Genomic DNA, 12,468 nt, shown 5'->3' on the forward strand with positions numbered 1-12,468 from the left:
ATTGGTTCCGTCAGTCGTCGTTGGCGGCGTTGAGGTTTTCCGGTCGAATGCCGTCGTCGCTGGAGGTGCGTGCGCGTAGCCGGATCCCGGGACCGCCTTCGTCCTGATTGCCGCTGGACAGGAAGATGATGCCGTGCGCCTCGAGCGTGCTGCGCACATCGAACAGTGCGTGCAGCTCGCCCGTAAATTCGCCGCTCTCAAGCGCCGTCACGGTCTCCACAGGCAGGCCGCTTGCGGCGGCGAGCTCTTCGATACTCATTCCGATCATGGCGCGTGCGCCGCGTATCTGCGTTGCCGTTATCATGGCGGAAAATCTAGCGCATTTGCAGCGCTTCTCAAGTGGCTCTGCGGTTGATTGACGAACTAAGCGCCGCTGCACGCATTCTTCAGACTTCCCGCAATTTTACGCCAAATAGATCGTCATGCATGCGCTCGACCGCGATCCCTACGCCTCCCATGAGGGCTGCCCGACCGCCAAAACGGCTGATCTCGATACGCGGCGGATAGGGCGTGCAACGCGGCAGGAAACGCCGGATGGCGTCTACGAGTTCTGATCTTGCGCCAATGCTGCCGCCGATGATCACAATATCAGGGTCGAGAGTTGCTCCGATGGCAGCAATGGCGACCGCCACCAGCCTCGCGGTCTCTTCGATCGCAGCGGCCGCGCTTGTTTCTCCTGCATTGAACGCGGCAAAAAGATCGGCCACGGTGGATGCGTTGCGCCCGCCAAAACCAGTGTACCGGCGCAGCATCGCCACGCTGCCGACTGCGCTTTCGAAAGTTCCAAGCGTAAATCCGCCAGGGTCAAAAGCATCCCCGCCGATCGGAAGATAGGCGATTTCCCCGGCCGCGCCGCGCGCGCCGCGCAGCAGGGCCCCGTTGGCGATGATACCCATGCCGACACCGGTTCCGAGGGCAATGAAGGCAAAATTGCCGGTTTCGACACCGTGCCCCCGCCATCTCTCCCCTTGCGCGGCCAGGTTGACGTCATTTTCAACGATCACGGGGATGGCCATTCTCTCACTGAAGACTTGCCGCAGATCCATTGCGTCGATGCCGGGAATGTTTGGCGCGACGTTGATGTGTCCGGTAGCCGGGTCGAGCACGCCCGGACTGCCGAGAACGACGAGACGGAGCTTGTCAGCCGTCGTCCCGGCCGCAAGGGCGAGTTCGGCGATAGTGTCGCTGAACTGATTGACGAGATGCTGCCCGCCGCGAGGGTCGGTGGATACTTTGGTTTCGGCAACCACGTTCCCCAGCAGATCGCAAATAGCTGCGGCGATCTTGGTGCCCCCTAGATCGATGGAGACAGCCAGTCCTGCTTTCGCATTGATTTCGTAGGTAATCGCATTTCGGCCCGGGCGACCGTCTGTCTGCCCGACAGGTTTCAGCCACCCGTCATCCTCAAGGCCGCGCACGACATCGGAAATCGTCTGTTTCGATAGACCGGTCAGCTTGGCAATATCGGCACGGGAGATCGACCCGTTCGCCAACACGGTTCGGATCACGGCATTGGTTGAAATCTTACGGGCGATGGGAGTCTGTGCGACAGGAGATGTCATTGCCATCCGGCTAGCTCGTTCCAATTAGTTCGGATCGCATACTTAATTGGGGCGATAGAGAGCCACAATTATCGCGACATATGAGGATTTGATACACCGAAGCCGACAATTTGTCTATGTCCTTGACAAATGGAAAGTCGCCTGTAGGCTGGGGTGAACGTGCGATGCAAATGCGCGATGAAATAAAGAGGGTCGAGGAGAAGTATGCGCCATACACATCGTCTGGTTGACTGTGCGCCCGTGAAGATCGCCCGAGGAGGAACTGGCCCAGGCTTGTCCAGTTGTTTTCTCTTTCGCGACCTATCGTCTCTTTGATTTGGCTGCCGGGAATTTGCGCATGATAAAACCCGCCACCGACGGACAGCTTTCCGCCCAGGAACCCGTTCTACTGCCTGTCATGGCGCCACGCCTTCAGGCGGACGTCCATCCGGATGGCTACGCCGATCTTGCCTTGTGGGGGGCAGGCAGCCTGGGGCGTGTCAGATTTTCTCCGATCAGCGGCCCTTACACCTATGCCCCGAACCGGGTCGTCTCCAAACATGGCGGGATATTCGTCGCGCAGTCGCTGCCCGTTATGTTGATCGGCGGGGTAGCCCTTCAAGGCATCTATCCCGCCCGCCGTTGCGCGTGGTGGCACGAGCCGGCTGGGGAAGCCGCGAGAGTGAAGATCACTCGGGACCATCATCGGAAGACCTTCGAAATGGCCTGGGGCGTGCTCATCGTGGAGGCCTCGGGTTCGGATTTGCGCATTGCTGTCGGCGCCTCAAGAGACGAAGCCGAGAAAGCGCTCAGCCTCACCAGCGAGGCCATCATTGCCGAAGCCGCTGAATATGTGGCGCGTTGCGATATGACGCCCGCGGCCGATCCGCTGATGCGCAGCATGGTCAGTCAGGGGATACATGCCGCCCTTTCCAGCATAAGGCGCGACGAAAACGGCGCCTTCGCGGGTCTCGCCGCAGGGCAGGCCTATAGCGCTCCCGCGCGGACCTATTACCGCGACGGTTACTGGACGATGCAGCCTCTTTTGATCCTGGCGCCTGAGGCGGTGCGCGACGAGATCCGGATTCTCGCCAAGGGAGTGCAGCCGGATGGAGAGGCTCCCAGCGGCGTGATCTTGACCGGACCGGCGCAGTCGGCGGCTTGGCAGCACTTTGTCGCCGACAGCAAGGCCAATCCGAAAAATCACAAAAGGGCAGTTCCCGAATACCATAACCGTCCGCAGGATTGGTGGAGCGATCACTTTGACAGCCCGCTTTTCTTCATTCTTTTCCTGGACGATTATTTCAGAGTTACCAAAGACGTGGCCGAGGTCCAGCTGCACTGGCCGGTCGTGAAGGCGATCATGGATCGCTATCTCGGTCTGGCCGGCCCTGACAGCGTTCTGCCACTCAAGCCGCGCAACGATCGGGACTGGGCCGACAATGTCTATCGCGACGGTCTCGTCTCGTATGACCTGGGTCTTTTCGTCGGCGCCATGGACGCGGTGGCAAGGCTTGGTGAGGGGCATGACCCGGCTCTTGCCGAACGCGCGCTCAAGACCGCAAGTCAGGCCCGCCAGGAAATCGAGGTCAAGCTCTTTGTGCCGGCAACGGGAGGGTATATCGACTACGGAACGCCTGGCGCCTTTGTCGAGGATCATCTGGTTCTCGACAGCCTGACCTTGTCGCGATTCAGTGCAATTTCAAAGCAGAGGGCCATCGGCTTACTGCGGGCTTTTGAAAGCAAACTGGAAACACGCAATAATCAAGAGCAGCCCTATGGCAGTTGGGGTGTCATGTGCGCCTATCCGCCATTCAAGCGGCAAAGCGATTTACGATCCAAGACGGCTTTCCCCTACCGCTACCACAATGGCTCGGACTGGCCCTACTGGGATGGCGCCTATGCAGAGGAACGCCTTCGCCACGGACTTGGAGGCGCACGCTACGCACTGACGCGCTGGTGGGAAACCTGCCTCGACAATGGCTGGATCGGCGCGGTGGAATATTTCTCGCCGCCTTATGGGCGTGGCTCGCTGCTTCAGGGCTGGAGCGCTATGCCGGCGGCAATAGTCTTGAAATATGGGCTGGACGCGGCAAATGCGGAGCCGACGTCATGAGCATTGCGGCGCCGTCGGTTCTAGCGAGATCCCCCATCGATCCGCATTGCAAAGGCCACGGCGCCATCCCGTTCGAGTTCCGAAAAGCCGAGGTGACGGTAGAAGCCCCTGGCGCCTTCGTTATTTGGATCGACACCGAGATGCACGGCTCCGACCCCGTGATTTCGAAGCGCCTCAAGCTCAGTGTTGATCATCCTGCGTCCCCAACCGCTTGCCTGAAGGCCGGGAAGGATGTTGATATGGAGATGCGCAGGGTAATCGTCTTGAAGCCACGGCGTACCGCTGCGGGGATTCTCAATCCGTTCGATCACGTCGGCGTCGCGCGCGCGGGCGGGCGCCAGGCCGGCGATCTGCTGGCGGACGAACGGCCACCAGCTTGCGGCCAGGTCTCTGTCGAACTGGTTGGTATCCGGCACGCCGACGACATAACCGACCGTGCGGCCGTCCTGAACGAGAACAAAGGCAAAATCTCCCGCGAACTTGAGATAGGGCACCGACCAGATGTAACCGGGCAGATGCGGGTCGCTGTAAAGCGCGCTGGCATCCTGTCCGCCATTCGCGGTTTTGAGGCAGATGTCAAAAAGCGCCTCGCTGTCCGCGTCAGTCGCCGGGCGGATGAAGCAGTTGCTATCCATCACTTTGCCACCTCCTGCGTGGCTTTTTGTCATTTCAGGTTGCGAGGGAGGCTCATGCATTGACGATTACCTCAGATTCGCCAGCCCGGCAAAGCTCTGAGGAAAGAAAACGTTCAGCCGCTGTTTGGCGCAAGGACTGAACGGGGAGTGGAGAATAAATCAAGTGAGGTGGAACAGATGAAAAGAAGCTTGAAATCGATCAACATACTGTCAACACGGCAATTGAAAGCAGCCGTCGCGCTTGCTGGCGCGGCGCTTGTCAGCTTCAGCCTTTCAGCGGCTGCGCGCGCTGACGATCTGGCTGTCTGGGATGACCAGACCTATGAAGGTCAGAGCGCGGTTATCGAGCAGCTGAACAAGGAGTTCGAAGCTGCGCACCCCGGCGTCACGATCAAACGCACCGCCCGAACCTTCGATGACATGAAGCTGACGCTGAAGCTTGCGGTTTCGGCAGGCGACGGCCCGGTGATCACGAAAGTGAACCAGGGCGCCGGCGACATGGGCGCGATGGTCAAGGAAGGACTGCTCCTGCCGGTTGACGAGTACATCAAGAAGTTTGCCTGGGACAAGCGTCAGTCGGATTCCGTACTTGCGCGAGATCGTTGGGACGGGCCAAAATTCGGGGTCGGCAAGACCTACGGCATATCGGGCCTCGCCGAGATCGTCGGCCTCTACTACAACAAGAAGATCCTCGACGACGCTGGGGTAGCGCTGCCGAAGACCTTCGAGGAGCTTTTGGCCGATCTCGACAAGCTGAAGGAAAAAGGCGTTGCGCCCTTCATGATGGGCTCGGCAAAGCAGCATCTGGCCCTGCACATGATCGGCGCGATCGATCAGGCACATATCGACGCGGGCAATCGCGCCGAACTTGACGATCTGATTTACGGCAGAGGCGGCTCCTGGAACACCAAGGGGAACATCGAATCCGCCAAGCTCGTGCAGCAATGGGCACAGGGCGGCTATTTTTTCCCCGGTTTCGAAGGCATCTCGGGTGACGACGCCGTGCAGCTTTTCATCTCGGGGCAGGGCGCGTTCCTGATCTCCGGGACCTGGTATTTCGGCGACATGCAACATAATCCGGATATCGGCTTCATGGCCATTCCCGCACCGAAAGGCGTTTCCAAACCCTTGAGTGTCGGTGGCGTGGATCTGGCCTGGGCGACAACGAGCCTTGCCAAAACCAAGGCAACCCAGGACCTGGCCGGTGAATATATCGACTATATGGTTTCGGAAAAGGCTGCTGAAACCTGGGCCGCTGCCGGCTATCTTCCGGCAACATCGCTGGCAGCGGACGCAAAGCCAAAGCTGACGCCGCTGCTCAGCTCCGGCATCGAAATGTGGAAGACGCTCAACGCGAACGACGCGCTCGGCCACTACCCCGATTGGTCCAGCCCGACGATGCTGAAGACGATCGACGACAACACGCCGCTGCTTCTGTCCGGCAAGATCACGCCCGAAGCCTTTGTCGACGCGATGGACAAGGATTATCAGGCGTACCTGAAGGGTCAGAAATAAGTGACGCAGACGCAGGCCATGGCCCTTCCGCGCTCCGCCTGCGTCTCGTCGATCTCAGTTAAAAAATTAGCGCCGCGATCTCAGGCTTGCGGCGCAAAGACGATAGCTTTGGCTTCATGGAGTACCGGATGAAGCGCTCCCCACTTGATGGCTCCGACCATACCAGTTGGATCTATTTATTTCCTGGATTGCTGCTCTACGCGGCTTTTGTCTTCGGGCCGATTGTCGCGGCTTTGGGATTAAGCCTGACCAGCTGGGACGGCCTCACTGTGCCCAAGTGGGTTGGCCTCGGCAATTACGTCGATCTCTTTTCCGATGATCGCTTTTATATTGCCTTGCGCAACAATGCCGAACTTATGATTTTCTATTGTGTGCTGCCGCTCACGCTCGGCATAGGCCTTGCTGCGTGCGTCTGGAATCTGAAGCAGCGCGAACAGCTTGCCCTGCGGACGTTCCTGTTCCTGCCTTATATTATGCCGACGGCGGTGTTGGGCATCATCTGGGCGTGGCTCTACAATCCTGCATTTGGCCCATTCAATCAGTTTCTGAGAGCGGTGGGCTTGGGTGCGTTCGCACTCCCATGGCTGGGAGATTTCGACTTCGTTCTTCCCGCGGTCGGGATCGTTGCGACCTGGTATTTCTTCGGTTTTTGCATGGTCATCTTCCTGACCGGAATTCAGCGCATCGACCCATCGCTTTTCGATGCTGCCAAGGTCGACGGCGCTTCGGCGCGAAAGACCTTTTTCTGGATAACGCTGCCGCTTCTGATGCCTGAGATAAGGGTGGTTCTGCTCTTGACGGTCATCGCGTCGATCAAAAGCTTCGACCTCATTTTCACGATGACCCGGGGTGGGCCCGCCAATGCGACGCTCGTGCCGAATATCTACATGTATCAGCTCGGCTTCGAACTCAATCGGTTCGGCGCCGCGGCGGCCATCGCCATTGTCGGCGCCCTCCTCACATTCGCAATCAACTATGCAATTCACCGGTTGGTGGGCTCGCAGAATAAAGGATAGGCTTGATGAGCCGTTCGTCTAACATCCCCGCCGCAGCGCTATCGTTTCGCATTATCCTTTGGCTTCTCGCTTTCGTAACGATCACACCGTTCCTGCTTCTGCTTCTGACGTCGATAAAGAGCAAGGCAGACGTCCTGAAGGGTGCGTTCGCGTTACCCGCATATCCGCATTTCGAAAATTACGTCGATGCCTGGAACGCCGGGCATTTCAATATCTACTTCTGGAATTCGATCATCGTTGTCATACCAGTCGTTGCGGCAAGCGTCTTTCTGGGCCTGCTGACGGGCTTTGCCTTCGCCTATCTGTCATTCCCGCTCCGCCGCACGCTGTTTGGCATCCTGACAATCGGCATGATGGTGCCGGCCGAAGCCTTCATCATCCCGCTTTATTATGAGATGCGGTATCTCGGCTTGATCAATACCTATGCCGCCGTGATCGTGCCGCAGATTGCGATGTCGATACCATTCTCGACAATCTTCCTCGCCAGCGCGATGCAGCAATTGCCGGAAGAAATTCTCGAAGCGGCGGTTCTGGATGGTGCCGGGCGCTTCCATATTCTGCGCAAGATCGTCATCCCACTCATGGTGCCGGCGATGTCGACGCTGGCGCTGTTCTTGTTCATATGGACCTGGAACGAGTTTCTCATTCCCTTCATTCTGGTCAACGACGACGCCTATCGGACGCTGCCCCTCGGCATGCTGTTTTTCCAGGGGCGTTACACCGTCAATACGCCTGTTCTGACTGCCGGCGCGGTGATTGTCATTGCCCCGCTCATCCTGACATATCTCGTTTTCCAGCGACGGTTCATTGCCGGTCTGACGGCAGGAGCGACGAAGTAGACAGCCGCGCCATCACAGCGTTGCACGTCCTTTCAGACGCGCAAGACCTTACACCGTTGTCTTGGGATTTCGGCCGCGCTTGTGGCGCGTTTCCAGCGCCGCGCAGCCCCAGACCGTGCCGAGCAGCAGGTAGACATGGCGCCAGTGGTCGATGTCGATGACGTTGCCGATCGACGCGTGGCCGAGAACGGAGATCCAGGCGATCATCAGGAAGGGTTGCCAGGGCCGATCGAGCAGCAGGTTGCGGAAGCCGATCGTAAGCGTCCAGAGCAGCATCCCGACATAGCTGACGAAGCCGATCCAGCCGTAGGTGGTGAGCGATTTCAGCCAGATATTGTGCTCGTCCTCGGGAAACATCGTGCCGAACACCAGCGGCCCGATGCCGAACGGACGCTCCATCATCATCGTGAAGCCTATCCGGTGGCGCTCGAAGCGGCCAAGATGCTCGCCATCATATTGCTGAACCAGCTGAGCGCGCGCTGAAAACAACTGGCTGACCTTGGGGATCTGCAGCGCCACCAGCAGCGAGGCGACCAGCATGATGATCGCCGCCAGCGACAGGATCAGGACTCTCAAGCGGAAGGCGCCGCTGCGCTCTTTCAGCAGCATGATGAAGATCAGCAGCACGACGCCGAGGGCGAAGAGCCCCCAGGCGGCGCGGGAGAAGGAGAGGAAGATGCCGAGCGCGAGCACGAGCAGCGCGGCGGCCTTCAACGGCGCTTTCTTCAGGTCACCGACGAGAATACCGTGGACGAGATAGAGCGAGGGCGGCACCAGAAAGGGGCCGAAGACGTTCGGATCCTGGAAGGCGCCCTTGGCGCGATCATAGAGCGTAAAGACTTCCGAGCCCGGAAAGGCGTGGAAATAGCCGAGTACACCGAGCGTTGAGGTGACGACGGCGGCAAAGGTCCAGGCGTTGAACATCAGCGGCAGCCGCTTGTGGCTGTCCTCGATGATCGCCGCATAAAAGACCGCCGTCAGCGCCAGAAAGGTTGAGACAGCGATATACATCGGTCCCGTCGCCAGATCCTTCATCTGTGTCAGCGACAGCATGCCGCCGATATTAAAGGTGAGGAGCAGGGCAAGCAACGGCGCCACGCCACGCGAAATCTTGAGGCCGAGGATGAACCACAGGCCGACCAGCCCTGCCATCCAGAGTTCATAAGGCGCCGGCTCGTCGATGACGAAGCCGGAAAGAAAGACGCCGAATGCAACGAAGGCCGAGCCGATCAGGCGCAGCGTCATCCGCTGCGGTTGGGCGACACGGGGATATGTCGCCTCGATCGCGCTCAATAGGCGTTTTCCGTGTTGAGCAGCCGGACCGGCGTCAGGAACAGGATCTTGAGATCGAACCACAGCGACCAGTTTTCGATGTAATAAAGGTCGTAGGCCGTGCGGAACTTGATCTTCTCGTCATTGTCGACCTCGCCGCGCCAGCCGTTGATCTGCGCCCAGCCGGTGACGCCGGGCTTGACGCGGTGACGGGCGAAATAACCCTCGACGACATCGCCGAAGGCGCGGTCGCGGGCCTGGGCGAGAACGGCATGCGGACGCGGGCCGACGAGCGAGAGATCGCCCCTCAGCACGTTGAAAAGCTGCGGCAGTTCATCGATCGAAGTCTTGCGGATGAAGCGGCCGACGCGGGTGACGCGCGGATCGCCCTTGGTCACCGCGGCCTTGCCTGTGGGGTCGCCCATGTTGGTGTACATCGAGCGGAACTTGAAGACGTTGATGACTTCGTTGTTGAAGCCATGGCGCTTCTGCATGAAGAAAACAGGACCTTCCGAGGTCGCCTTGATGGCAATCGCTGTCACCAGCATCAGCGGCCAGAGCAGCGCAAGCGCGATGAGCGCGAAGAAGATGTCGAAGCCGCGCTTGGCGACGGAATCCCAGTCGCGGATCGGCTTCTTGAAAATATCGAGCATCGGCACCGTGCCGACATGCGAATAGGCGCGCGGCCGGAAACGCAGCCGGTTGGCATGCGCGGCAAGGCGGATATCGACCGGCAGAATCCAGAGCTTCTTCAAGAGATCGAAGATACGGGCCTCGGCCGAAAGCGGCAAAGCGATGATCAGCATGTCGATGCGCGTCAGCCGCACGAATTCGACAAGTTCGGCCACGGTGCCGAGCTTCGGATAACCGGCGACCATGATCGGCGAGCGATTCTCGCCGCGGTCGTCGAAGATGCCGCAAATGCGGATGTCGTTGTCGGTCTGTTGTTCGAGGATGCGGATCAGGTCCTTGGCCGGCTCGCCGCCGCCGACGATGACGGCGCGCCGCTCCATGACCCCGTTGCGTGCCCAGTTGCGAATGCCGTAAGCGACGAGGAAACGCTCGGCCGCAAGGAAGAGTGCGCCTGCGACGAGCCAAGGGAAATAGGCATCGACCATCGCCCAGGTCGTCCCGTGGATCAGCGCGAGCAAGCCGGTGGTCAGGGCAAGCGCGATCGTCCAGGAGGCGAGGATGCGCGGAATCAGCCTGAGCTTGGCCCGAAGCGCAGGTATGGTGTAGGTGTCGGCAAGCTGCAGGCCGATGACGGTCAGGGCCGAGGCGATCGCCGCCATGCCTGCGCGCACCAACAGGGAATCGCTGCCGTCGCCGGGCCAGAAATAATGGACGATCAGGGCGATGGCGAAGAGCGCCAGGAATTCCAGTAGCCGCAATTGCCCGATGATGATCGCCGGCGAATAGGGTCCGTCGCGGAATTGTTCGGCGATCTGACGGGCATAGGGATTGATTTCTGTCGGCTCGGACGGTTTCTCCTGAGCCGCGTCGCCGCGCAATTCGATGTCGGAAACCTGCTTGCGCAGTGCTTCCATGTCGAATTGATCGCTTTTTTCCAGCTTGTTCATGGGGTTTTGTCGCTCGTTGTCACAAGCGAAGTAACAGAAAGCCCCTAAGAAACATTTACGAGGCGATGGGCATTGCTTGGCCCGCAGCGGGGTCGACCAGCTCGTAATACAATTTCAGGACATCGCTTGCCATGACGCTCGCGGAAAACACTGCCTTTACCGTTTCGGGCGGCGGCATCGTCTTGGCGTGCCAGCCGGGCGTGCTCAGCGTTTCCGCCATAACACGGGCGAGATCGTCTGAATTGCCGGGCTCCACAAGTGCCGCGCTGTCCTTGCCGAGCACCTCCGGGATGCCGCCGACGCGGCTGGCGATGATCGTCTTGCCGGCGCCGAGCCCTTCGAGCACGATATAGGGCATGGCTTCGGCGCGCGAGGGAACGACGAGATTTTGCGCCATGGCGAAGGCTTCATGGATGCGCATCGCCGGCAGCATGCCGATGCGCTTGCCGAGGCCGCGCTCGACCATCATCTCACGGTAGCGATCGCGGTCAGGCCCGTCGCCGATCATCAGGGCCGAAAGCGGCCTGCCGAGCAGCCGCTCGGTCTTGGCGAAGGCATCGATAAACAGATCGGGACCCTTGAGGTCCCGCAGCATCCCGACATAGATGAAGTGCACCGCATCCGAACGAGTATGGATCGGTTCGAATTCACGGTCGCCGATGCCGTTATAGATCAGTCTCGTCTTCGTCCGCGGCCGACCGACCTTGCGCGCATAGGTGTCGCGCTCGTATTCGCAGATGAAGACTAGCGCATCGGTGAAATATTCCTGCAGCCGCTCCATCCTGAGGACGAACTGTCCACCGAGCGAAGAGCGCGAATAATGCAGGCTTCCGCCGTGCGCGGTATAGAGGCGGGCTACGCGATACCTGTTCACCCGCAACGCTGAGCCGGCAAGTCGCGCGAGCACGCCACCTTTGGCGCCGTGTCCGTGCAGCACATCCGGCCGCAAACTTTTGATTTTCTTGTATGTATCCCACATCGTCGCAATATCGGACGGACTGATCGAGCGCCGGATCGGGACGCGTGTCAGGCCGAGCGAGAGATAGGGTCTTATATCGTCGAACAGGCTGTCCTCATACTCGCCGCCGGTCGAGCTGTCGCAGAGAATGCCGATTTCATGACCGGCCTTGCTGTGCTCTTCGACGAGATCACGGACGTGGCGGAAGATCCCGCCGACCGGCGACCTGAAGCAATGGAGGATGCGGAGCGGTTGCTGTTCTGTCATCGCTCAGAAGAGCCGTTCGCGAACGTAGATCGTATCGCCTGCGATGATCGGCCCCGATATGTTGATGCGGCCGGTCAGAACCTGTCCGTTGATCTTGCGGGTGACGTCGACCATGCTCTGGTTGGCGCGGCTGGTGAAGCCGCCTGCAACCGCGATGGCGTTCTGTACCGTCATACCGGGAACATAGGCATACTGGCCGGGCTGGCCGACTTCGCCCATGATGAAGATCGAACGGTAGCGATCGACATCGATGGTGACGTCGGGATCGCGAAGATAGCCTTGCTGCAGTTTCTGGGCGATCTGGCCCGAGAGTTGCTGCAGGGTTCGGCCGCGGGCAGGGACCTGGCCGATGAGGGGAAAGGCGATATAGCCGGCCTGGTCCACCGTGTAGGTGTTCGTCAGGCTCTGCTGGTCGAAGACGGTGATGCGCAGCCGATCGCCGCTGTCGAGCGCGTAGGGCTGGATGGTCGCCTCGTTGAAGGCCTTCGGAGCCGGCTTGTACGTCGTGCAGCCGCCCAATGCTGCCGTCATGGCTGCAAGGCTCAGGGCCAATAGGATTTTGGGCCGGGCGAGGGACATCCGTTTGTGCTCACAGAAAATGAACTCGGTGAAGCCGTTATCGATCCGTTAGGGTTAATGCCCGGTAAAGGACTGACGTAATTTCCCGCGTTCCTTCCGAGATCGTCGCTCATTTCTTGGCGCAATACCATTAACCGTTGAGTTACCATG

At 59.6% G+C, this 12,468-nt stretch carries 11 protein-coding genes; 4 read left to right on the forward strand and 7 right to left on the reverse strand.

Features of this window, described 5'->3' with window-relative positions; translation table 11 throughout:
- Positions 1 to 10: 10 nt before the first annotated feature.
- On the reverse strand, positions 11 to 304 hold the full coding sequence (locus tag EFQ99_RS27295) for a helix-turn-helix domain-containing protein (RefSeq protein WP_126924325.1): 294 nt from the start codon (positions 302 to 304) through the stop codon (positions 11 to 13).
- 82 nt (positions 305 to 386) lie between these two features.
- Entirely contained in the window at positions 387 to 1,568 is a 1,182-nt protein-coding gene (locus EFQ99_RS27300; protein ID WP_126924436.1) for an ROK family transcriptional regulator, read from the reverse strand.
- A 331-nt stretch (positions 1,569 to 1,899) separates the two neighbouring features.
- On the opposite strand from EFQ99_RS27300, the gene EFQ99_RS27305 reads away from it, so the two are divergent.
- Positions 1,900 to 3,657, forward strand: a complete 1,758-nt coding sequence (locus EFQ99_RS27305) for a glucosidase family protein (protein WP_126924326.1) — start codon at positions 1,900 to 1,902, stop codon at positions 3,655 to 3,657.
- Positions 3,658 to 3,677: 20 nt separating this feature from the next.
- Here EFQ99_RS27305 and EFQ99_RS27310 read toward each other — a convergent pair whose 3' ends face one another.
- On the reverse strand, positions 3,678 to 4,292 hold the full coding sequence (locus EFQ99_RS27310; protein ID WP_126924437.1) for a GNAT family N-acetyltransferase: 615 nt from the start codon (positions 4,290 to 4,292) through the stop codon (positions 3,678 to 3,680).
- 177 nt (positions 4,293 to 4,469) lie between these two features.
- On the opposite strand from EFQ99_RS27310, the gene EFQ99_RS27315 reads away from it, so the two are divergent.
- From EFQ99_RS27315 to EFQ99_RS27325, 3 genes are all read left to right on the forward strand, one after another.
- The gene (locus EFQ99_RS27315) at positions 4,470 to 5,807 is read left to right on the forward strand and encodes an extracellular solute-binding protein (RefSeq protein WP_126924327.1); all 1,338 of its coding nucleotides are present in this window, start codon (positions 4,470 to 4,472) and stop codon (positions 5,805 to 5,807) included.
- A gap of 128 nt (positions 5,808 to 5,935) precedes the next feature.
- Positions 5,936 to 6,823, forward strand: a complete 888-nt coding sequence (locus EFQ99_RS27320; protein ID WP_126924328.1) for a carbohydrate ABC transporter permease — start codon at positions 5,936 to 5,938, stop codon at positions 6,821 to 6,823.
- Positions 6,824 to 6,828: 5 nt separating this feature from the next.
- On the forward strand, positions 6,829 to 7,662 hold the full coding sequence (locus EFQ99_RS27325) for a carbohydrate ABC transporter permease (RefSeq protein WP_126924329.1): 834 nt from the start codon (positions 6,829 to 6,831) through the stop codon (positions 7,660 to 7,662).
- A 48-nt stretch (positions 7,663 to 7,710) separates the two neighbouring features.
- Here the strand turns inward: EFQ99_RS27325 and EFQ99_RS27330 are convergent, their stop codons facing one another.
- Genes EFQ99_RS27330 through EFQ99_RS27345 form a run of 4 tightly spaced genes read right to left on the reverse strand, consistent with a single transcriptional unit; the run spans position 7,711 to position 12,318 of the window.
- On the reverse strand, positions 7,711 to 8,955 hold the full coding sequence (locus tag EFQ99_RS27330; protein ID WP_126924330.1) for an O-antigen ligase family protein: 1,245 nt from the start codon (positions 8,953 to 8,955) through the stop codon (positions 7,711 to 7,713).
- On the reverse strand, positions 8,952 to 10,514 hold the full coding sequence (locus tag EFQ99_RS27335; protein ID WP_126924331.1) for an undecaprenyl-phosphate glucose phosphotransferase: 1,563 nt from the start codon (positions 10,512 to 10,514) through the stop codon (positions 8,952 to 8,954). Before EFQ99_RS27335 ends, EFQ99_RS27330 begins: the two co-directional genes overlap by 4 nt.
- A gap of 55 nt (positions 10,515 to 10,569) precedes the next feature.
- On the reverse strand, positions 10,570 to 11,739 hold the full coding sequence (locus tag EFQ99_RS27340) for a glycosyltransferase family 4 protein (RefSeq protein WP_126924332.1): 1,170 nt from the start codon (positions 11,737 to 11,739) through the stop codon (positions 10,570 to 10,572).
- Between the two features lie 3 nt (positions 11,740 to 11,742).
- Positions 11,743 to 12,318, reverse strand: coding sequence for a polysaccharide biosynthesis/export family protein (locus EFQ99_RS27345; protein WP_126924333.1), 576 nt, complete (start codon positions 12,316 to 12,318; stop codon positions 11,743 to 11,745).
- Between the last annotated feature and the right edge of the window lie 150 nt (positions 12,319 to 12,468).

It is taken from the genome of Rhizobium vallis (assembly GCF_003985155.1).
Taxonomy (GTDB): Bacteria; Pseudomonadota; Alphaproteobacteria; order Rhizobiales; family Rhizobiaceae; genus Rhizobium; species Rhizobium vallis.